The organism is Pedobacter psychroterrae (genome assembly GCF_004331695.1).
Classification (GTDB): Bacteria; Bacteroidota; Bacteroidia; order Sphingobacteriales; family Sphingobacteriaceae; genus Pedobacter; species Pedobacter psychroterrae.
Genome location: NZ_SJSL01000002.1, coordinates 460356 through 482423 on the forward strand (window position 1 = coordinate 460356; position 22068 = coordinate 482423).

Consider the following 22068-nt stretch of genomic DNA (forward strand, 5'->3'; position numbering starts at 1 on the left):
ATTAGATTTAGATAAATATTAGTTCAACTGTACAAAAAACAAAAGTAAAGTTATGAAAACCAATAAATCAAAGGTGCAAAAAAAAGACACAAAAAAGGCAGTTAAAAAAGAATTGGAGAAAAGCCTTACCGACAAGTTTCTGGAAGCGGTAAAGCACCTTGGCCATGATGCCGAAAGGGTAGCTAAAGACATTGAGATAGCAGGCAAATTTATCGCGAAGAAAATTGCTAAAAAGCTAAAAAGTACAAAAGCAGGGGTAGAAAATACAGCAGCAGCCAAGGCAGTTAAAAAAGACGCTAGGGAAGTTAAAAAAGTAGTTAAAAAAGCCGCAACACAAGCTAAGCCTATAGTGCAGAGTGTAAAAGTAGCAGCGATAGCTACTGAAGAAAAAGCTGCAAAAGTTATTTTAAAGCCAATAAAAGTAGCAGCAGTAGTAGCTAAAGCTGCAGCAGCAAAGTCAGAGTCAGCAGTTAAGCCCGTAGTCAAATCAGTTGTTAAGTCGGCAGCTAAACCAGTCGCTAAACCCGTTGTAAAAGCGACTACTGTACCGAGAAAAAAACCAGCTGCTAAATAAATTAAATTTGTGGGCTGTAATTTTGTGAATTAATTAACATTTATTTAACAATAGAATTTGCAGTTTTGAGCATCCCTGTTCCTTACGGGGATTTTTTTATTTTTTATTTATGACGAAAAAAAAAGCGCCTTTCCTGAATAGAGAAATCAGTTGGTTATATTTCAACGAACGGGTTTTACAGGAAGCTGCTGATGAAACTGTCCCGTTAATAGAGCGGATCAAATTTCTATCTATTTTTTCCTCAAACCTCGAGGAGTTTTACAGGGTTAGAGTGGCCACCATGAGCCGGCTCTCCAATCTCAATGATAAGGCCAAGGAGCTGCTGGGGTTCAATCCAAAAAAAGTACTGAACGAGATCAAAAATATCGTTGTAAAGCAGGAAAGAAAATTTGAACAGCTTTTTCAGGCTACCCTGATCAATGAGCTGGGGCAGAACAGGATCTTTATTTTGAATGAGACACAGCTAAATGTTTCCAGAGGGGAATTTGTACGCAATCATTTCAGGGACCGCATTCTATCCAATCTGGTGCCGATAATGATAGATCTGGACAAGCCCTTTCCAGAGCTTAAAGACAGGTATCTGTATTTTTTTGTACGGCTTTCAAAGGCCTCATCAAAGAAAAACGAGAAATATGCCCTGATAGAACTTCCACCTGATCTCCCCCGTTTTCTGGTGCTGCCGGAAACCAACGGACTGAAATTCATCATCCTGGCTGAAGATATCATTAAATATTGCCTTGATGATATCTTTTACGTATTTAATTATGACATCATTGATGCCTTTTCCATTCAGCTTACACGTGACGCCGAACTGGACATCGATAAAAATATCAACGATAAATTTATTGAAGACCTAAAAAGCAGTCTGGACAAACGTAAAAAGGGCAAGCCAATGCGCTTGCTTTATGATACCGAGATGCCTTTTGACATGCTTACAGTGATTGTAAGCAAATTGAAAATAGAAGCAGAAAGTTTAATACCGGGCAATAGATATCACCGTTTTAGTGATTTTATAGCCTTTCCGAATGTCGGGTCAAAAGACCTGGAATATTTGCCAAATGTACCACTCAAAGTTTCCGGACTTCACCGCACAGAAAGTATTTTTAATAAGCTGGCCCTAAGGGATTACCTGGTCAATCTGCCTTATCAGTCCTACGATTATATCATACTTTTCCTTAGAGAGGCTGCAATTGATCCTAAGGTAACAGAAATCAATATTACCTTATATAGGCTTGCAGAAAACTCCAGGGTCATCAATGCGTTGATCAACGCTGCCAAAAATGGCAAAAGAGTTAATTGTATAGTAGAGCTAAAAGCAAGATTTGATGAACGCGCCAACATCTCCTGGACCAATAAACTGCAGGAAGAAGGGGTTTATGTAAATTATGGATTGACAGATTATAAGGTACATTCTAAAATATGCCTGGTTAAAAGAATGGAAAAGGGCAGGGCAGTTTATTATGCCAATCTTGCTACCGGTAATTTTAATGAGCGTACAGCCAAATTGTATTGCGATCATAGCATTTTTACTGCTAAAAAGGAGATCACGCATGACCTGATCAAACTATTTGCTGCCTTAAATAAGAAGACGGTGGCGAAAGGATTCAAACACCTGATCGTATCACCACTGGAATCGCGCTCAAAAATCTATGGTCTGATAGACAGGGAGATCAAGAATGCCAGACAGGAAAAATCTGCTTATATGATCCTAAAGGTCAACAGCCTGGCTGATGAGGGTATCGTAGAGAAGCTGTACGAAGCCAGCAATGCAGGGGTCAAAATAAAACTTATCGTACGTGGTATCTGCACCCTTGTGCCAGGAGTAGCTGGCTTTAGTGAAAATATAACGGTCATCAGTATTATCGATAAGTTTCTGGAGCATGCCAGGGTATTCATATTTGGCAATAACGGCAAAGAAGAAATGTACCTTTCTTCTGCAGACCTGATGAGCCGCAACTTCGAACACAGGGTAGAGGTAGGCTTTCCCGTACTCGACGATGAGGTACGCCAAGAAATTAAAGACATCATTGATTTTCAGCTGCAGGATAATGTAAAGGCCAGGGACGTTACCCGGTTAAATAACAATAAATACCATAAAAACAGACTCACTTCAAAAGTTAGGGCGCAAGTGCAAACCTATAATTACTTAAAAAACAAGCATCAGTAATGTTAAGATATGCCGCTATAGATATAGGTTCAAATGCTGTAAGGTTGCTAATCGCAGATATCTCTGCAAGGGAAACAGGTTTTGGTTTTAAAAAAAACACACTCATCCGTGTTCCCCTGCGCCTGGGAGATGATGCCTTTCTGGATCAAGAAATATCAGAGCGTAAGGTGGTAGACCTGGTCAAAACGATGGCCGCTTTCAGAAACCTGATGGATGTATACCATGTGTCGGCCTATCTTGCGTGTGCTACCTCAGCAATGCGTGAGGCCAAAAATGGTACAGAGGTGATTAGGAGAATTAAAGAGCAGGCCAATTTGGACATCGAGATCATCGAAGGACAGCGTGAGGCAAACATCATTTATTCCAATCACATAGAAGAAAATTTGGATGCCAATAAAAGCTATCTGTACATTGATGTAGGCGGTGGCAGTACGGAACTTTCCGTATTTGTCAATAAAGCTCCTGTGGCCTCAAGATCCTTTGATATCGGCACTATTAGAATTCTGGACAATCAGGATAAGGAAGAAACCTGGGAGGAAATGAAAGACTGGGTTAAAGAACATACCAGGTCACTTAAAAATGTGGCCGGTATCGGTACTGGCGGAAACATCAATAAGCTTTTCAGGATGTCTGGTGAGAAGGAAGGAAGTCCAATGTCATTTTTGAAATTAAAAGGGCTTTATAATGAGCTGAATGCACATTCTTTAAAAGAACGGATCACAATTTACGATCTGAACCCAGATAGGGCAGACGTGATCATACCTGCCTCAGAGATCTTCATTACCTTAATGAAATGGACTGGTATAAAACACATCTATGTGCCAAAAGTAGGGATGGTAGATGGTATTATTAACCTATTGATTGAGGAGAATTTAAAAAACGAAACCTATATATAAGCCAGTGCCAGGAAGCGGCCGTGGTGACTTACAGAGGCCGGGTTGCTGCTTCTGTATTCGTTACTCGTATGTTCGGTAATTTTAATATCAGTTAGCAACAGGTCTTTTTCAGTGATAGCGGCTATGGTATGTACATAATCCTCGTTGAATGCGCTTGAAGTAAAATACATTTCATCTTCATATAGTATATTGCCTGTTGCTCCGCATTTACGGATGATCAGGTTATTGCATCGTAATTTAATAGGGGCAAACGTACGCAGTTTGGTGACCCTCGAATTGATCTTATAAGCAGCCTCTTTCATGCTCCAAAGCAACCACACCATTAATGCGGGGTGCATGTCAGACGAGATCAGGAACTGCTCTTCTTCGGTAAAGATCTTATCCAGGTAGCCCTTTCTCTTCCAGTTACTGTCCTTGTCGGCCTGCAGTAGATCAACTATGTCGTTACCGATCATTCTTTTCTTTTAGTTTGCCTTCAATAATCTCGATGGCAGCACTTACTGTCAGCATTTTTTCCATAGACAGGTTGTCTATCTCTATGCCAAATTCTTCTTCAATGTCCAATACCACGTCCACCAGGTTTGCAGAATTTATCTTCAGATCGTTGATGAAATCTGTATGCTCAGTAATGTCGTCAATTGCCTCTTTGTTGTGTGCATAGTTTGCCACGATAGGCTTAAGTTTTTCTAGTAATTCTGAGTTGTTCATATTAGTATTTTTTAAAGATGAGGCATGCATTTACGTCTCCAAAGCCGAAACTGGCCTTGGCTAGAATATTGATGTCTTTGTTGAGCAGTTTAGTTGGGATCCGCTGGCTATCTATTACTGTTTTAATCTCCGGGTGCAGGTCTTCACAGTTAATGTTTGGAAAGATAAAGCCTTCACTGATCTGCAATACAGAAGCGACGCTTTCTATGCTTCCAGATGCAGAAAGGCAATGCCCTATGGTAGATTTAAGCGAATTAATGTATGGAAAATCTGCCCCTTTTCTTTGCAGTGCGATGCTCCAGTTTTCTATTTCGAGTGCGTCCTTTGAAGTGGCAGTAAGGTGCCCGTTAATTACATCAATTTCAGCAGCTGTAATCCCTGCTTCCTTTATTGCGTTTTTAATGCATCGCTGTACCGCTGTGCTGTTTGGAGCAGTCATAGACCCTGTTCCCCGCTGTCCGCCTGAGTTTATATGCCCCCCCAGCACTTCCGCATAGATTTTTGCGCCTCTGGCGATGGCGCTTTCCAGTGATTCCAGTACCAAAGCTCCCGCACCACTTGACGGTACAAATCCACTTGCAGAAGCGCTCATTGGTCTTGAGCCCGCCTCCGGATCATCATTGTGCTTATAGTTACATACCTTCATTGCGTCAAATCCGCCCCATATATATGGCCCGCTGTCGCTTGTACTGCCGGCAATCATTCTTACGGCCCTGCCAGCTTTAATGCGTTCATAAGCCAATAAAATACTTTCTGCACCTGTGATGCAGGCCGATGAATTGGTCGTTACCTGATTTCCAAGTCCGAGTTTACCTCCCAGATAGGCACTTACTCCGCTGACCATTGTCTGGGCCACTACCGTGCTGCCCAACCTGCGTCCCTGCATTTCATCAGTCTTATAGATCGCTTCGCGAAACCTGGCTATGCCCGAAGTCCCGGCGCCAAAAATCGTTCCGCTGTCCCAGTCAGGTTCTTCACCCGATGATATTTCCATACCTGCATCTTTCCATGCATCCATACCAGCCATCACCCCATAAGTAATGCCAGAGGCATTAAAGTTTCTGAGCTCCAGGTTGGTAAAATATTCAGAGATCAGCTCGGTAGATAACTCGGGCTTGCCTGTTATATGGCAGGAAAAGTCCAGCCGTTCCATATCGGGATCATGCCTGATGCCCGAAATACCATTTTTAACGGCTTTCCTAAATGCATCCAGTCCAACTCCATTTGGAGCCACCACCCCCATTCCGGTAATCACCACCCTGCTATCCATTCATTTTATTTGTTACCATGCCAGAAATATTACCCCTGCATACTACTTCGCCGGCCTCATTGATCATCTGTACATTGCAGTTTAATTTTTTAAATCGAAAATAAACCTTCTCCGCCACCACCTTAACCCGTTCTCCGGGAAATACAGGCTTCATAAAATCGATCGCCGTGGATGTGAGCATCACATGGCCCGGGGCACCAGAAACGGCAGTCCCGGATAAATAAATACCCAGACATACCAGGCCGATCTGGGCCATAGTCTCTGTAAGTATTACTCCAGGTGTTACCGGATGGTCCTTAAAATGCCCTTTGTAGAAATCAAGATCTTTACGAAAAGTAAAAGTGCCTGTCGCTCCGTTTTCGTCTATTTCCAACAGTTCGTCTACAAAGAGAAATGGCTCGGTATAGGGCAGGTACGCTAAAATCTCTTCTTTATTCATGTCAACTTTATTAGGAGGCTAAATTATCAAATTTCTTTACCACTTTAGCAATATTCTTTGTGCAGAAAATCCGGGGCCAAAGCTGAGCATCAAACCCAGATCGCCTTTTTTGACAGGCCCGTTCATAAAACGCTCTAACACATACAGAACTGTAGCGCTTGACATGTTTCCGTACAGCCTCAGTACTTCTTTGGTATCATCTATGTTTTTACCCAATGCACCAAACAGCCCTTCTACCAGCTGTACGATCTTCTTTCCTCCCGGATGAAAGATTAAATGGTCAATATCTGCCAGTGTCACACCATGTTTAGCTAGAAAAGGATAAATAATATCCGGAAAATGTGCTTCAATGGTATCAGGAACGGCCACATCCAATACCATTTGTAATCCAGTATTGCTCAGTTTAAAGCCCATCATTTGTTCAGCATCATAAAAATGGTACATTTCCCCGGCAATGATCTCAGGGCCCTCGTCCCCGGAGTAAGAAGAAAGCAGGGCACAGGCAATGCCATCGCCAAATATCGCCGCACTCACCACATTGGCCATAGATAAGTCCTGTAGCTGAAAAGTAGCTGTAGGCGATTCATATGCGATCACAGCCGCACGTTTATCCGGATTGGCCTTTAAAAAATTCTTTGCATAGATCATCCCCGAAACACCTGCAGCACAGCCCATCTCCGTTACCGGCAGCCGCACAATGTCCTGCCTCAACCTAAGCTTATTGATCAGATAGGCGTCCAGTGAGGGAATCATAATGCCCGTACAGCTCACTGTAATGATATAGTCCAGGTCTTCCGGCTGCCATCCTGCCTTTTCCAATGCAATCTCAAGGCAATCTGCAGCCAGTTTTATTCCTTCCCTGACATAAATATCATTTCGTTCTGCAAAACTCATATCGCTAAAAATCTCTTCGGCCGACATGATCGAATATCTTTTATCTACTCCTGCATTGGCGAAGATCATTTTCACTTTTTTCACGAAGCGCTCATCCTGACCTACCAGCCAGGAGTCCAAAAGAGGAATGATGTCTTCCGTGGGTCGGGAATAAGGCGGCAATAACTTGTTAACGCTGATTATTTTAACACACGCTGTGCGCTCTGCGCTTTTAACATTCTCTAGGCTCATATCTGTTTTATCTGGTATTGATGATCCATTGGTACCTAAAGGCCCATTTCCAACGGAGGGTATATTTTTTTAATTTTATTTGCTTTGAATACCTGATCAGATCGGCTTTTTTAAAGCCTCTCAATATCGACACCAGCCCATCATCACGCGACATTTTATTGAGCCTGAATACGAAGCAAATAGCTATAAACAAGTAATAGGCAATCGCCGTTCTATGCAGGTCGTTGACCACGATACCCATTCTTGCCCTTAATGTAAAACACTTAATCAATCCAATTATCTCTTCATCTTTAAAATGATGAAGCGTCAGCGTACACAGAATAACATCATATACCCGCTCTTGTTTAATCTCCTCAAATATATCTGCACATAGGTACGAAATATTAGGATAGGAGACCGATAAGCTCCGCGCATGGTGTACAGTAAATGCATTGGCATCCATACCTGTCAGCTTGAATTTTAATCCGTTTTCTGCAGCATAATCTGCCAGTGTGCGTATCATATCTCCGTTTCCACAGCCCACATCCAGTATGCTTATTTCTTGATATTTTTGGAATTTACCCGCTTCCAGTAGTTTTTTTACACCCTGCAAGGTCACTTTATTGCCACCTAAAAGCCTGTTGATGTCTGCGATTTTATCCAGGGCATCTTTTAGGATGTCTCCCTCCATAGAGAAATCATCCATTGTTTCAGGAGCATCGCTTCTTTTTGAAGTGTCAGGAAATATCATATAGTCGATATAGGTTTACCGTGGGTTTTTTTAATAATTAATGGCAGGAGCGCTGGAAATTTAATTAATACAACCAGCAGAGAACTAAAAAGCCGTTTGTTTCTAATCATCCCCGATAATATCCTTCCGATTGTCATACGGGTTTTGAAGTGATGGTTCCACATTTTCTTATACTGTTTTTCCATGTGGTTTCTGTCAATCTTCTGATCAGCAAACTCAGCACTCATTTCCGCACAAATCTTGGCACTATGAATGGCCATAGCCATGCCGTTTCCGCAAAGCGGATGGATTAGTCCGGCAGTATCTCCAATCATAAGGATGTGTTGCGATACCGGTTCTTTTTGCTCAAATGAAATCTGGCTAATGGAGAGTGGCTGATCAAATATCATTGTTGATCCTTCAAATATTGCCTTCAACTGCGAATTTTTATAAAGCACCCTTTCCTGAAAGTCGGGAATGTTTTTATACCCTTTAAAATGCTGGTAGTCGCTGAGGTAGCATATATTGATCCTGTTGTCTTCGACTTTTGATACGCCACAATAGCCCCCATCAAAATTGTGCAGGCCGACCAGTTCATCTGGAAAATCACCATAATAATGTGCTTTGACGGCTAGCCAGGATGATTTTTTAAATATAAATTTCCTTCCCAGCCTTTGGTCAATGCCAGATCGCTTGCCATGTGCGCCAATCGCGATGTTGCAGTTAAACCTGCCGTTTAGCTGGGTATATATGACGAAACCATTATTCTCAAACCTGATATCAATTACACTATCTTTAATCACCTTGCAACCTGCTGATTTGGCTTTTTCGAAGAGAAAATTGTCGAGTGTATAACGGCTTATTCCAAAACCGCCAAGAGGCAATTTGCATTCCAAGGTTTCTCCCTTTTGGGAAGAGAAAGAGAGGCGCTGAATACTCGTCGGCTGTAGTACAGATGGGTCGCAGTCAAGCCATTTCAGGTAAGGAAGCACTTCGTTTGACACATATTCGCCGCACACCTTGTGATGTGGGTATCCATGTTTTTCTATAATCAATACCTTGTGCCCAAGTTTGCTTAGATGAATGGCGCATACCAGGCCAGCCAATCCGCCGCCGACAATAATAATCTCATTTTTAAATAGCATAGCAGGTAGCAGACATACAAACGATAACAATGATAATGTGTTTAATGTTTACCAAAGCTTTATTTAACATTATTAAATAAGTCAAACTGTTAAATGGCCTGGCTTTGACAAAACAACATTCGGTAATCTAATATTAGCAATTATCTTTGCCAAATGAAATCTAAAGTATTCCTCTCAAGAAAATTTATGATTTGCGCTATGGTAATTTTGTGCGCCATGGTAAGCAATATTTCTATAGCACATGGGCAAATAGCTGATAAGAGCAATCCTTCTCCGCTAAAGTTTCCCATTCCAAAAGGCATTTCAAATCAGTTGTTTTATTTACAGAGAGATCCAAATACCAATACTTTTATATGCGAACTCAACGTAGATAAAAATGGTGATGTAGACAGAAAAGAGCCGGTGCTGATTTACTGGGTGCGTTATAACATTGATGGAAAAAAAGCCGATCTGAGCTATGTACAGCGTAAGTTTGCCTATGGTATCCAGACGAAGGAACTAGGCAAAGATCATTTTGAACTGAGGTTCGTTTCCCATAAAGAACTGGCTTTGTATCTGGTGAAGGATAATAATAATAAATTCCACGTATATACTACTGTTAACAAGAAAAAAATGCGTTTGGAAAGGATCTTTGTACGCATAGAAGGAGGGTCATTTTGGCTACCAAACGTAAAGTATGTGGAACTCAGGGGTATAAATCCTGAAACGAATACCGTCGTTGCTGAGCGTATAGTGGTATAGACCAATCCAAAAAACGCTTATATTTGTTTATGGACTTTAAAGAGCAATTTCCGGTATTAAAGGATTATACCTATCTTAATACTGCCAGTTCAGGTATTATAGCCGAATCTATACAACAGTGGAGAAGATCACACGATGATCAGTTTGTGATGCAGGGAAGTAAGTTTCGCGTTCAGCAGGCAGATTTTTTACAGGATGTCCGACAAACAGTTTCCAGATTTCTCCACGGAAACATCGAAAATACTTTTCTTACGCAAAATTTCTCTCTTGCTTTCAATACTTTCCTGGATGGGTTAGCCCGGTCTCATAGGTTTTTATTGATAGCCAGCGATTACCCTTCTGTAAATTACCCTGTAGAAAGCCGCGGCTTTAGCTGTGCATATGCTGATCTGGATGAACATTTAGAGCAAAATATCTTAGATAAGATCATAACCTTTCGGCCAACTGTATTAGCGATTAGTCTTGTTCAATATATCAATGGTATCAAAATAAACCTTGGTTTTTTGAAGAGATTGAAAGCACAAAATCCGGATTTACTGATCGTAGCTGACGGAACTCAGTTTTGCGGAACAGAAGATTTTAATTTTGAACAGTCAGGTCTGGATGTATTGATCAGCAGTGGGTATAAATGGATGCTGGCAGGATATGGCAATGGCTTTGTATTAATCAAAGATACTGTTTACCCATATTTGTACCAAGAAAGGGTAGGCCTAGCATTGCCAAAAGAGCCATTTTTAAAAGACCGGAAGCTATTGTCACTGTGTTTTGAGCCCGGGCATTTGGATACGCTGAACTTTGGTACATTGAAACAATCTATTTTACTTTTTGAAGAAGTCGGTCTCGACTTTATTCAAAATAGAATTGAGACAGTCGGTAAAATAGCCAAGCAAGCTTTTGCAGAAAGAGGCCTTCTTTCAAAGGAGGTGGCGCAACGAGCTGATCATTCGGCTATTTTTAATATCACTGCCGATGTTGAGCTGATAAAAAGGATTGATGCTGCGGATATACTGACTTTGCAAAGAGGTGCAGGTCTGAGAGTAGCTTTTCATTTTTATAATGATGAGCAGGATCTGGAAAAGTTATTGAAAGTGATTGACTAAGGACTGGTTGTTTCTATTTTATCCCGTTCATCATTTTCTGAATCATCATTTTTGGAATTTTCTTTACCAGTCTCTTCGGTACTGTCTTCCGTCGTTTCAGATTCACTTTCTTCAGATTCCTTTTTTGTAGTATCATCTGAATTTTCCTCACTCTTATTTTCGGAAGAATTTTCTTTGCTTTCTTCAGTCGATTCGTCTGATGGTTCTGGATCTGATGGTTCTGGATCTGCTGGTTTTTCGGGCGCATCTTGTACGGGCGATTTTTCAGACTTATGGTTATTTTCCTGACTATTAGGTAATCCTTCTTTTTCTGTGTCAGGTGTTACAGTTTCAATATTCATCTGAACTTCTTCTGTGGGCTTCGGGTGATTATTAGCTTCTGTATCTTGAGGTTTATTCTCTGAATTTTCCATAATTTGACATTTGATTAAGTATATAAGGAAATATGAATGGAAATTGTTTTTAGTAATTAAATGATCTGGTGATGAGATATGAAGCTGAATACCTTCGTTCTTCTATTTTGTTTTTATGATCATCATACTCAGTGCCCTGGAGTATAGGATATGTCCATTTGACGCATAAACGCGTTCCTGTAGGATAGCTCCTTGGGAATCCGGGCTGTAACTGGTACTCGAACTATAAAGGAAGAGCCAGATATTTGCGTAGATAGTAGACCATGAGAGTGTTAATTAATTAAATGTAGAATAATAAATTTAAATTCCGAAATGTTATCTATTTAGAAAATAAATGATTATTTTGGTGCTTCAATGCGCTCTCAAATCGTAAATATCATCTTGCTGGCAATTTCTATTGCCTGTTGTTTACCTTTCATAAGTAATGGTCAGGTGCTCTATGAAGGTCAAATAGTGGATAAAAACACAGAATTGGCCGTGCAGGGAGTAACTGTCAGACTGTTGAAGGAAAACATCGCTGCGAGTACAAATTTGCAGGGCTACTTCAAATTGACTTCCAACAATACACAGCCTAACGACACCTTGATCTTTAGCTCAGTCGGCTATTATTCATTTAAGCTTCCGGTTTCTCTTTACAGAGAAAATCTGTTTTTACTTTTGCATCCAAGGACTACGGATTTGCAGGAGGTCGGCATAACCAACAGGAAATTGAAAGACCTTACACTAAATAAATTTGTGTGGGCAGATATTGCTCAGGATCAAGATGACCGGACCCAGCCATTTAATGCTATGTACGCGTTTGCGAAACTTTTCGCAGCCCCTAATGGCAATATGGTACTCAAAAATATCGCTTTGGGACGAAGATCATTTCAGGACAAGAATGAAGTGCGTCCACTCATAAAAAATAGCCCAAAAACAAGGTTCCGGCTGCATTTATTGACAGTCAATCCCGCCACGGGAGGTCCGGGTGCGGTGTTATTTACAAAAGAAGTGCAGCTAAATGACAATGCCACCCTTATTCGAGTCGACCTTAGCAAAGACGCGATTGTGATTGCCGATAGGCAGTTTTATATCGCCGTAGAGTGGTTGAGGATCCCATTTAATGAACTGGTCAGGCTAAACTACGCGCCTAAAATACGTAAGGTTACGAAAAGGAGAGGGGTAATACTTGAGGACGTGTCTGAATACAGTACTACCTATCAGCCCGCCCTGATCGGTATGCGTCAAAGGCGTGGTGCCATTTCCTGGACACAGAATGAAAAAGGAAAGTGGATTCCTTATAATACAGCAACACGTGGCCGTGGGCTGGAGATTGCACTTTCGGCTACAGTACATCATTGAAGTTATGAAGAGAATGATCCTGTTTTTACTATGCATTTTGACACTTTCCCTTAAGGGGCAAGAGAAGGGGAATGCTATATATATTGCTGACAGGACTACCAAACTAGCTATACCATCAGTCACCGTTGCAATAGCCCGTGCGAAGTTGGCAATCACTACCGAAAAAGATGGGTTAATTACTATTCCCGGCGACCTCAAACGCATGAGGGATACAGTAATCTTTGCCGTTCAAACTTATCAAACAGTCAAGTATGCCTTGCAAGACTTGAGCGGAGTAGACACAATCTTCTTAAACAAGATTGATGCTGAGCCTTTGATCGGGGTCACGGATGCGCGGACTGAACTGGTGCTGAATGACTACGACCGGAAAGAAATTGCCCTTTATGCTGGCAGGCAAACAGAAACCAGTCGATTTGAGTGTTTGCAGTTGGCTCAGCAATTTGAGGTTAGCAGGGCAGGTATGCTCTTGAAACAGGTGGTGATCGGGAGACTGGCCTTCGTTTTGGATTATTTCGATACGATACAACGCGACTTAGTAGGGATCGAAGAAACTACTTTTAGGATTCGCATTTATGATGTAGACTCACTTACTGGCAGGCCAGGAAAGGACTTGTGTAACAAGATAATTGAAGTTAGAGATAAAGATAACCGTCAGTTTACCGTCAACCTGAGCCCATACAAAATTGCAATTCCTAACAAAACATTTTTTGTAGCCATTGAATGGATGCGGGATTTTAGAAATATGGGATATGATATGGTGTACGATGAAAAAATAAAGAAAGAGGTTCAGATATTCAGTTACAGACCGGCTATCGGTATCTCACCGCTTATAAGTTCAGAACTTCATATATGGGGTTTAGATTTTAAGGGTAATTGGAAACCTTACACTTATTTTTCGCCCGACTATACGGATTTGGCAATTAAGGCGACAGTAGCCTATTGAGATATTTAGATTGTATTTGTGAAATACAATCGCTATTTTAGGGATATAATGAGCTCTCAACTCTTCAAAATTATCTTGCTGGCAATTTCTATTGCCTGTTGTTTACCTTTCATAGTTAAAGGGCAAGCTATCTATGAGGGTCAAATAGTAGACAAAAATACGGAGATGGCTGTGCCGGGTGTTACGGTGAGACTACTTAAAGAAAAAATTGGCGTCAATACAAATGACCAGGGATACTTCGTTTTAAACTCGTCTAATACTGTGCCCAATGATACGCTGGTTTTCAGTTCTGTTGGGTACCATACCTTTCAATTGCCGGTATCGGCCTATAAAGACAATTTGTTTCTGTTGCTTCATCCAAGTAATACTGAATTGGATGAGGTAAGCATTACCAACAGGAAACTGAAAGATATCAGACTCAACCGATTTGACTGGGCAGATATTGCGACTGACAGGGAGATCACTACTTTTTCTACAAACTATGCTTTTGCCAAGTTATTTACAGCACCCAATGGCAACATGGTATTGAAAAATATCGCTTTGGGAAGAAAGCGGAGGGAACATAAGCCTTTGAAAACGAATGTGAATGTTAGGTTTCTGTTGCGTGTGCTGCGCGTAGATCAGCAAACCGGTACACCTGGAAGCGTTTTGTTTACCAAAACTGTTTCACTGCATGACGATGCTAAATTGATAAGGATAGATTTGAGCGATGATAAAGTCGTAATCCGGGATAGTCAGTTTTATATCTCTGTGGAGTGGCTCAGGATACCCTATAACGAGAAGATCGGTTTATCTCAATCACCCAAGGTTCGTAAAGTGACAAAGAAAGGGGGTGATATTCTGGAGAATGTTTCGGACTACAGGATATCCTATCTCCCTGTACTATTGGCGATGTATAAAAAAAAGCCGGCTGTATCCTGGGTTAAAATAGATAGAAACAGGTGGAAGCCTTTCAATTCAGCAACAAAAAGTTCGGGGTTAGAAATCGCTTTATCGGCCACCGTTCATCATTGAAAGAAGTATGAAAAGAATGATCATTTTTTTGTTTTGTATTTTAGCTAGTTATGCGCATGCGCAGGAAAAGGTCAACACTTTTCATGTTATTGACATTGCCACAAATTTAGCTGTACCCTCAGTGTCAGTGGTAATCGTTAGAGCAAAGCTGGCTATCACCACAGAAAAGGATGGTATATTTAGCATCCCAGGTAATCTTGGCAAAATGAAAGATACCCTCATACTTTCTGCTCAGAATTATACTACTCTAAAACTTCCCCTTTACAAACTAGATGTTATAGATACTCTTTATTTAATGAAAGTGTCAGTGGATTCTGTGTCAGCTTTATCTAATTTGCCACAGGATTCGTTGCTGAATGATTTTAACCGGAAGGATATAGTCAATTATGCAGGAATACATACAGAAACAAGCCTTTTTGAATATCTGCAACTTGCACAGCGGTTCGACGTTAAACAGTCTGGAATACAGCTAAAGGGAGTAGTAGTCAATCGCCTTGCATTTTCTGTGGATTTCAACAGTGCGGGCTTAGAGGTTACCACCTTCAGAGTTCGCATTTACGATATTGATACTGTTACCGGCAAGCCTGGGATGGACCTATGTCGCCAGCTGATTGAAATAAAAGATAAGGACAACCGTCAATTCAAGATAAACCTTAGTCAGTACAATATCATACTTCCGCACAAGACTTTTTTTGTCGCCATAGAGTGGTTACGTGATTTCAGAAATATGGGATATGCAACAGTATATGATGAAAAGTTAAGTAGAAATGTTCAGCATATTAATTACAGACCAGCAATCGGTATTTCTCCGGTTAAGGGGCCAAAACTTAATATTTGGGGATTAAATATGAAACGGGAGTGGAAACCCTACACTTATTTTTTGCCAGACTTTACTGATTTAGCCATCAAAGCTACCATCGCCTATTAATAGGCCAAAAGCTTATAAAAGTACTGCGATTTCCCGCCTAATCACGCTAACTATTCAATGTATAGCTTCCGACTTCCGATCCATCATCTTTAAGCATACTCATCTTTAATGTTTTTGCATCAGCTTTGATCTTTATCAATGTCCGGTTGCCGTCAGATGGCCCACCACCAATAATAATAGGGTAAGCATGCTCTTCAGAAGGTGGCCATACGCCATATTTATGCGTGTGACCAGAGATCACCATGTCCACTTTGTATTTCTTAAATAAGGGAGCAAAAAGTTCACGGCAATGCATAGGGCCATGCCAGTCGCCCGAGTGAAAATGTGGAATGTGCATCATCACCACCCTGAATTTAGCTTTCTTAAATGCAGTTGATTTCATCACTTCTTCTACCCATTTGGCCTGTTCCCTGCGGTAGCTGTCAAAATCGACAATTCCTGCATATACTGGTGCATCATCAGGCTTATCCTCACCGGTGTCCAGTACAATGTTATACACCGGTCCCCACTGATAGGCATAGTATCCTTTATCTCCTTTGTTGGAAAAATAGTTCTTCAGCTCCCTTCGAAATTTACCTCTTGTTTCATGGTTCCCACGAACAAACATAAAGGGTTTAGTGCTGGCAAAAGCTTCAATAGAAGGCTTAAGCATGTGGTCTATGATCTGCTGTTCATCTGTCTGGTAGTCAAAAATATCACCATTATAAAAGACATAATCATAATCGTCCGTTCCCTTCAGGTTCATCAGATGTGGTATAGACTCCGGCCTGTCATGAATATCGTTCATGATAAGCCAGGAAACTGATGAAGGGTTTATTTGTGGAGTGGTAAATGAATAAGTATCACTACTGATCGTTTCACCATACTTTAACGAGTAAGGTTTAAAATCAATGATCTCTTTTGACAGTACTTTATAATTATATTTTGTGCCCGGCTTAAGGCCACTAAGGTATACCTGATTTATCCTGTTGTGGGCATCCACAAGACCGTCCGACACATTATGTGCTTTGACAGACAGATCCGTCTCGCCATATTCTACCCAGCTGTAGCAAAGCTTATTCGTGATCCACCTTATGGTCATGCTATCCGGAGCAGGTGCCTGAAGGTAAGGTTTGGCAAGAAATACATGGCCTTCCTCGGGTTTAGCTACTAAAGATTCTAAAACTTCTGCTGAGGTACTGCCAGGTAAAAATGCAGCCAATGTTCCTAAGATCCCTATTTTGGAAACATTACCTATAAAATCACGACGTGGAAGGCCTGTTAACTCTTTTTCCATAATTTAAATTGCTAAAATCCTCTAGGGGTCATAACCGCAAGATAGTACCGATCGGATTCAATAACAATACTGTGGAATATTCTTTTTGTAACAAAGCTGTCCAATATTGCATCGCTGGCAAATTGGACAGCCTAATAAATCAGAAAATTTATAATACCCAGTCAATAGGAGAGCATGCTTCCCATTTATCGTCAGGAGAATCTGTAGGGAAAGGCAAATTACTGATCATTCCCGGGTTAACTCTTTTTATCAAAGCATGTATGCCATTTATATAAAATTCGGGGTGGTGGTGGCAAAATGAAGGTATGCCCGCGTCAAAGGTAGCTGATCGCTCACCGCGGTTAAAGTTATACTTATCATAGCCATCGATTAAATTTCTGGTTCCTGCTTTTGCATAGATGAAGGAGCCAAGGTCTATTGGCAGGGATGCAACCGCATCTCTAACGTATTCAAACCGCTGGAAGCGATGGATCCCTGCTGAGGCATTTGTAAATTTAGCTTTCATTTGATTGGCAAAATCTGAATTGCCTACGCAGGATGGTCCGCCAAAAGTATAGATACCCTGCACGTCTACAGCTGAACTAAATTGCAAGTGTGAAGCAAATAATGCTGCTTGTCCTCCACCCAGACTATGTCCGGTGATCCATACTTTTTTTGTTTTTCCACCATGCCGTATCACAGAGGAGGTCAGTCTGGAACGAATTGCACTTAATGAATTCCAGAATCCTGAATGTACCGTTCCTCTTATTCCGTTTCCGGGTGTATGCGGGATAGCAACTGCATCTGTCACAATCCATTCGCCCCAGTCTTTGCCAAATGAAGTCCATGAAGTGGACGAACGGTCTGTACCTCTGAATACAACGATTACAAGCGTAGGGGTTGAGATCAGCATTGCTTCCGGATCTCTGAACCTTCTGTCGCTTGGATTCGGATTGTGAAAATATTCAAATTCAGGTATCCTGTCATTAAATATTTGCATCGCCATTTGGTAGCCGGTATAATCTCTTTCATACTTGTCGTAAGCTGTCTCATATTTCTTTACTTCTTCGAGGTATAGCTGATATTTAGCTTCACACGCAGCCTCTTTTTTCAGCTTTTCCATAAACGCAGGGTCAGCTATTACCGCCCTTTGCACCTTCATTGCGATAACAGGATTTACTTTCAGTCCCGGGGATTTACTACTAAGGGCTACTTTGTCCATTATTGCCTTGTTGACGGTGCCGGTCACTGCAGTACTGCTGCTTACCGCCGGGAAGTATTTTTTTAAACTCGGACAGTCATCAAGCGATGCCGTAGAGGGATCCCTGGGTGCAGTTGGTGCCGTTGGTCTGGGAGCATTTGTATCGTAAAACCAGTGTTTAAACTTATTTTCAAAAGCCTCGGCAAATCGTTCGTCGTTTTGCAAACTTGTTGCAGATTGAGCCGTTTCTCTTGCCAGTCGTTCCGGGTATATCATGGCCGACAGGTAACTCAGCAAATAAGCATTTACATTCTGCTGGTTTTGGTCGCTGGCACCAAAATTCCTGAAACAGTTTATCTCTCTGGCAGGTTGGGCAATGACATTTTCGAATGATAATAACAGCATGGCTGATAAGATCATTAATTTAATACTGGTGGTTTTCATTTTTTTAAGGTTTAAGTTTTTAAATGTTTATTATTTTGAGGATTGACTTTTTTAGGCTTAGCGCATCATACAGGCGATATTGACAACGGGAGTAAAAGAGGTGGTTTTAAAGTTTTTGTTCATCAGACCTCGGATTCCATAATTAATGATCACGTTTCGGCTGATGCGCCAGTCGCCACCCACATTAATGGTGTATGGTTGTACAGCGTTCCATCTTACGGTTTCACCGATGATGGTAAATCCTACAGGTGGATTAAACACATCATTCAATGCATCGGCAGCGGTCTTCAATGCTTTTCTTTCATGCAGTAGTTCCACAAAAAAAGTATAGATGGGCCCGCCATAGCGGATGTTGGCACCAAGACTGAAGAGTGTATTTTTTGCAATAGACTGTTGTGGGGTTTGTTCGCCTGTATCATTGTTTTCCAGCATAAAGTCAAGCTGGTCTTCATAAAATGAGGAACGTACCAGTCCCGATAGAAAAAGCTTTTTAGAAATACTCAAGCCACCATTCAGCCAGATGCCAGAAGCTGTATTTCTATTGACCCTGAGTTTTTTTAAGGTACCTGCGCTGTCGGTCTGGTAAGTATAGATATCGCCAAACGCCAGGTTCAGGTAGGCGTTGTTCCAATACTCCTCATTGTGGATCTTTATCCGTTCATTGATCTCCTGTTGCCTGCGGCTGTTGATACTGAAATATTGCGACTCCAGTTGCTGAAGCTGCAGGCGCAGTCCGGGCTTTTGCAGAATGTTGGCTGCAGTGTCCAGCTGCTCCTTTACGGTCTTGATGTCCTCATCCACCTTTATGGTTTCTTCCTTGTATTTGACTTCAATGTCATCATACATATTGGCCATCAGCGGGTCGCGTTTTCTAAACAAACTAATTTTTGCTGCAAAGCCTATCCGGCGGTCATTTTCTTCATTTTGGACCGTACCTATAGATACATCCAGAGTAGAAAGGAGCCGCATTAGCGGCGTGGCCTTCCGGTATTTTTCCAGGCTGCGCCTGTTGTAAAATAACTCCCATACAGGCTGCGCCTGAAGCGCCAGGTTGGGGCTTACCTTCCATGACTTAAAAGACCAGTCTACCTTAAAGTCCTTAATGTCAGAAAGGTTGGTTACCTGTGCCGGACTTACGCCCATCAGGTCGAATACTGGGGAAGCAGGAATGCTAAATTCTTTTGGGCTTGTTTTTTCATTAACCGCGTTAGTTTGCTGGGCCGCAGCACTAATGCTAATGAGACTAAATGAGGTAAGTAAAATAGATAATGTAGTTTTCATAAAAGCTGACTAATGATCAGCTGTAAAACTACCGGCTTATGAAACGGGCTACAATCGCCAATTATGGTGAAGCGTTATGACGATAACCAACCAGGAGGTCAGGAAATGATTTTTTTACGGAAAGCCAGTGAAAGCGCTTCACCCAAGCTGTTCACCTGCAGTTTTTGATAGATCTTACGGATATGAGAATGTACGGTCTCATAAGCGATATAAAGCCGTGCGGCAATCATTTTATAGCTCAGACCCTCGCTTAACAATTGAAGGATCTCTTTTTCGCGCAGGCTGAGGTTGAATTCGTCATGGTCAGAATGATTGGAAGTGAAGTAATTGATCACCTTGCGTGCTATTCCCGGTGTCATGGGGCTGCCTCCGGCCATGGCTTCTTCAATAGCTTCAATGATCTTCAGTGGAGCCGCATCTTTGGTCAGGTATCCCTGTGCGCCGGCTTTAAGGCTCTGAAAAATGCGTTCTTCATCGTCAAATATGGTCTGCATAATGATCACCACCTTAGGCAGGATTGTCCTGATCTGTTTCGCGGCTTCAATGCCATTTATAACTGGCATATCTATATCCATCAGGACCAGGTCAGGCAGGCTTTTTTGCAGTTTAAGCCCAATCTGTTCTGCATCTTCAAAAACACCGGTTACTTCAATGCCCGGCGAGCCGTCCAGCAACATATACAAACTGTTCCTGATCCTTTCATTGTCATCAAAAATTGCTACTCTTGTCATTTTATGAAAGTACACATTAATTAAACTTTAAATCCTGTCCTGACATCACCAAATATGGTTAGCGCTAGATTTCAGATACTGGAACTTTTATCAAAATCTCTGTTCCCTGTCCCATATCGCTTTTGATAGTCAATGTACCATTGATGTCACTGATACGTTTTTGTATATTCTTTAAACCATTGCCATCGGGCCTGTCGGTCTGGCTTCCCATCCCTTTACCGTTGTCGGTAATTTTAATCTGCATTAAGCTCGCGACGATGCCAATATGCAAGCTTATGGCATTGGCATCCGCATGTTTGAGGGCATTATTGATGCCTTCTTTTAGGATAAGGAAGATGTTCTTATTTTGTACAAGGGTAAGGGTTTCCATTGCTGCCTGCTCATCCGCAATCATTAGCAGTTTTATTTCTTTTTCTACACATAGCGGTTCTGCATATTGCCTCAGGCGGTCTATCATTTGTCCGAAAGTAGAGTTCATGGGTTGTATGAACCAGATCGTGTCTTTCATTTCTCCGATCACTTCAGCTGCGGTGGTCCCGATCATCCTGAGCACTTGTGCTGCCGAGGCTGGTTGAAGCTCCAGTTTTTGCCGCGCAATTTCACTGTAGATGGAAATACTGCTAAGCCCCGCGCCAATATTGTCATGGAGATCTGCAGAAAGTTTGGACTGCATGGAACTCAGATTGGTACGCAGGATATCTGTTTGCCGCAATTGCCCGATTAGTTCCTGTTGCGTATCAATTATCTCCTGCTGAATGTGTTTATTCTTGATCACTAAACCGGTATTTAGCAGCAGCAATTCAATCAGGATAGCAAGTTCGAGCCCCACATAGACTGCCATATTTTTTTCTCCGAGCTGACCTGTGCAAAAAGCGTATACACTCCCCGACAGGCCTCCAAGGGTAACACATACACTTCCTACTACTAGGAAATTATTAAGCAGGTTGCGCTGGCGCAAAAGTTTATACATTAACGGTCCGGCGAGTCCTGTGATCAGGACTGTGACAGCCAGGTAAATGGATGAGGAGATCTGGGGACTTAGCCCCAATGGGATGATGATGCATTTTATGACTATATACGCCATGAAGATCCATTCCAGCCTTAGTGTAGCTTTATAGATACCCGGTTGATTTTCTTTAAGGTTCAGGAAGTGATATCCGAAACGGATATACATCCAGAAGGCAAATATGATAAGGGGCTGGTCCAGGTATTCTTCGGCCATGCCACTTATGTGGAATGGTAAAAATGGAGAATTTGCATCTATCCTGATCACCAGGAAGAGCAAAGTACAGCCCATATAGGTGATGTAATAGAGATAGTCCTTCCGTCTGAATACATACCACTGGAGCAGCATAAAAATAAACTGGTAACACATGGTGCCAATTAGCAATGCATGTAGCAGATCAAGCATAAGCGTAGCAATTAGTGCTAGTTGGATTTTTGAGTGGCATGAGGTTAAATATAACAAAGAATCAGTATATTTATTTAAGCCCTAAATAAAATATTAAAATTAGATTAATGGAGAATAAACTAAGTATTGATATACACAAGTAGCTATCAATTCTATAGGAGTATCGCTTGTTTTTTTGGTTTTGAGCTCGGCGCTAATCGGAATTGCGAGATTTATGAAAAGCAGAACCAAC

22 protein-coding genes are annotated in these 22068 nt (G+C 41.5%); 9 read left to right on the forward strand and 13 right to left on the reverse strand.

Annotated features, from left to right (window positions below; all coding sequences use genetic code 11):
* The first annotated feature begins 52 nt into the window (after nucleotides 1-52).
* The 3 genes from EZ437_RS10365 (at nucleotide 53) to EZ437_RS10375 (ending at nucleotide 3637) form a co-directional block, all read left to right on the forward strand.
* Nucleotides 53-574, forward strand: coding sequence for a hypothetical protein (locus EZ437_RS10365; protein ID WP_131595853.1), 522 nt, complete (start codon nucleotides 53-55; stop codon nucleotides 572-574).
* Between the two features lie 109 nt (nucleotides 575-683).
* Nucleotides 684-2741 (forward strand): polyphosphate kinase 1, encoded by a 2058-nt coding sequence (gene ppk1, locus EZ437_RS10370; protein ID WP_131595854.1) that lies wholly within the window; start codon nucleotides 684-686, stop codon nucleotides 2739-2741.
* The gene (locus tag EZ437_RS10375; RefSeq protein WP_131595855.1) at nucleotides 2741-3637 is read left to right on the forward strand and encodes a Ppx/GppA phosphatase family protein; all 897 of its coding nucleotides are present in this window, start codon (nucleotides 2741-2743) and stop codon (nucleotides 3635-3637) included. The genes ppk1 and EZ437_RS10375 overlap by 1 nt, the downstream gene beginning before the upstream one ends.
* Here the strand turns inward: EZ437_RS10375 and EZ437_RS10380 are convergent.
* Genes EZ437_RS10380 through EZ437_RS10410 form a run of 7 tightly spaced genes read right to left on the reverse strand, consistent with a single transcriptional unit; the run spans nucleotide 3628 to nucleotide 9033 of the window.
* Nucleotides 3628-4092: a 4'-phosphopantetheinyl transferase family protein gene (locus EZ437_RS10380; protein WP_131595856.1), complete on the reverse strand. Its 465-nt coding sequence runs from the start codon at nucleotides 4090-4092 to the stop codon at nucleotides 3628-3630. The genes EZ437_RS10375 and EZ437_RS10380 overlap by 10 nt on opposite strands.
* Complete coding sequence (locus EZ437_RS10385) at nucleotides 4082-4345, reverse strand: acyl carrier protein (protein WP_131595857.1); 264 nt, start codon at nucleotides 4343-4345, stop codon at nucleotides 4082-4084. The genes EZ437_RS10380 and EZ437_RS10385 overlap by 11 nt, the downstream gene beginning before the upstream one ends.
* Nucleotide 4346: 1 nt before the next feature.
* Nucleotides 4347-5615: a beta-ketoacyl-[acyl-carrier-protein] synthase family protein gene (locus tag EZ437_RS10390; protein ID WP_131595858.1), complete on the reverse strand. Its 1269-nt coding sequence runs from the start codon at nucleotides 5613-5615 to the stop codon at nucleotides 4347-4349.
* Entirely contained in the window at nucleotides 5608-6054 is a 447-nt protein-coding gene (locus EZ437_RS10395) for a 3-hydroxyacyl-ACP dehydratase FabZ family protein (RefSeq protein WP_131595859.1), read from the reverse strand. The genes EZ437_RS10390 and EZ437_RS10395 overlap by 8 nt, the downstream gene beginning before the upstream one ends.
* 36 nt (nucleotides 6055-6090) lie before the next feature.
* Nucleotides 6091-7179 (reverse strand): type III polyketide synthase, encoded by a 1089-nt coding sequence (locus tag EZ437_RS10400; protein WP_131595860.1) that lies wholly within the window; start codon nucleotides 7177-7179, stop codon nucleotides 6091-6093.
* Between the two features lie 7 nt (nucleotides 7180-7186).
* Nucleotides 7187-7909 (reverse strand): methyltransferase domain-containing protein, encoded by a 723-nt coding sequence (locus EZ437_RS10405; protein WP_205942677.1) that lies wholly within the window; start codon nucleotides 7907-7909, stop codon nucleotides 7187-7189.
* Nucleotides 7906-9033, reverse strand: coding sequence for an NAD(P)/FAD-dependent oxidoreductase (locus tag EZ437_RS10410; protein WP_131595861.1), 1128 nt, complete (start codon nucleotides 9031-9033; stop codon nucleotides 7906-7908). The genes EZ437_RS10405 and EZ437_RS10410 overlap by 4 nt, the downstream gene beginning before the upstream one ends.
* Nucleotides 9034-9186: 153 nt before the next feature.
* On the opposite strand from EZ437_RS10410, the gene EZ437_RS10415 reads away from it, so the two are divergent.
* On the forward strand, nucleotides 9187-9774 hold the full coding sequence (locus EZ437_RS10415; RefSeq protein ID WP_225869550.1) for a DUF4833 domain-containing protein: 588 nt from the start codon (nucleotides 9187-9189) through the stop codon (nucleotides 9772-9774).
* 29 nt (nucleotides 9775-9803) lie between these two features.
* Nucleotides 9804-10874 (forward strand): aminotransferase class V-fold PLP-dependent enzyme, encoded by a 1071-nt coding sequence (locus EZ437_RS10420; RefSeq protein ID WP_131595862.1) that lies wholly within the window; start codon nucleotides 9804-9806, stop codon nucleotides 10872-10874.
* Here EZ437_RS10420 and EZ437_RS10425 read toward each other — a convergent pair.
* Nucleotides 10871-11287: a hypothetical protein gene (locus tag EZ437_RS10425; RefSeq protein ID WP_131595863.1), complete on the reverse strand. Its 417-nt coding sequence runs from the start codon at nucleotides 11285-11287 to the stop codon at nucleotides 10871-10873. The genes EZ437_RS10420 and EZ437_RS10425 overlap by 4 nt on opposite strands.
* Before the next feature lie 354 nt (nucleotides 11288-11641).
* Between EZ437_RS10425 and EZ437_RS10430 the strand changes: the two genes are divergently transcribed.
* From EZ437_RS10430 to EZ437_RS10445, 4 genes are read left to right on the forward strand one after another with little or no spacing between them, the layout of a single operon-like run.
* Nucleotides 11642-12628, forward strand: coding sequence for a carboxypeptidase-like regulatory domain-containing protein (locus EZ437_RS10430; RefSeq protein WP_131595864.1), 987 nt, complete (start codon nucleotides 11642-11644; stop codon nucleotides 12626-12628).
* A gap of 4 nt (nucleotides 12629-12632) precedes the next feature.
* Nucleotides 12633-13571 carry a hypothetical protein gene (locus tag EZ437_RS10435; RefSeq protein WP_131595865.1) on the forward strand — a complete coding sequence of 313 codons (939 nt, stop codon included), beginning with the start codon at nucleotides 12633-12635 and terminating at the stop codon, nucleotides 13569-13571.
* Between the two features lie 48 nt (nucleotides 13572-13619).
* Nucleotides 13620-14585 carry a carboxypeptidase-like regulatory domain-containing protein gene (locus tag EZ437_RS10440; protein WP_131595866.1) on the forward strand — a complete coding sequence of 322 codons (966 nt, stop codon included), beginning with the start codon at nucleotides 13620-13622 and terminating at the stop codon, nucleotides 14583-14585.
* Between the two features lie 7 nt (nucleotides 14586-14592).
* Nucleotides 14593-15513 carry a peptidase associated/transthyretin-like domain-containing protein gene (locus EZ437_RS10445; protein ID WP_131595867.1) on the forward strand — a complete coding sequence of 307 codons (921 nt, stop codon included), beginning with the start codon at nucleotides 14593-14595 and terminating at the stop codon, nucleotides 15511-15513.
* Nucleotides 15514-15559: 46 nt separating this feature from the next.
* Here EZ437_RS10445 and EZ437_RS10450 read toward each other — a convergent pair whose 3' ends face one another.
* From EZ437_RS10450 to EZ437_RS10470, 5 genes are all read right to left on the reverse strand, one after another.
* Nucleotides 15560-16789 carry a purple acid phosphatase family protein gene (locus tag EZ437_RS10450; protein WP_131595868.1) on the reverse strand — a complete coding sequence of 410 codons (1230 nt, stop codon included), beginning with the start codon at nucleotides 16787-16789 and terminating at the stop codon, nucleotides 15560-15562.
* A gap of 148 nt (nucleotides 16790-16937) precedes the next feature.
* Entirely contained in the window at nucleotides 16938-18413 is a 1476-nt protein-coding gene (locus EZ437_RS10455; protein WP_131595869.1) for a lipase family protein, read from the reverse strand.
* A 57-nt stretch (nucleotides 18414-18470) separates the two neighbouring features.
* A complete protein-coding gene (locus EZ437_RS10460) occupies nucleotides 18471-19694 on the reverse strand; it encodes a hypothetical protein (protein WP_131595870.1) in 1224 nt (407 codons plus the stop codon).
* Between the two features lie 98 nt (nucleotides 19695-19792).
* Entirely contained in the window at nucleotides 19793-20425 is a 633-nt protein-coding gene (locus tag EZ437_RS10465) for a response regulator (protein WP_131595871.1), read from the reverse strand.
* Between the two features lie 64 nt (nucleotides 20426-20489).
* Entirely contained in the window at nucleotides 20490-21836 is a 1347-nt protein-coding gene (locus tag EZ437_RS10470; RefSeq protein ID WP_131595872.1) for a sensor histidine kinase, read from the reverse strand.
* Between the last annotated feature and the right edge of the window lie 232 nt (nucleotides 21837-22068).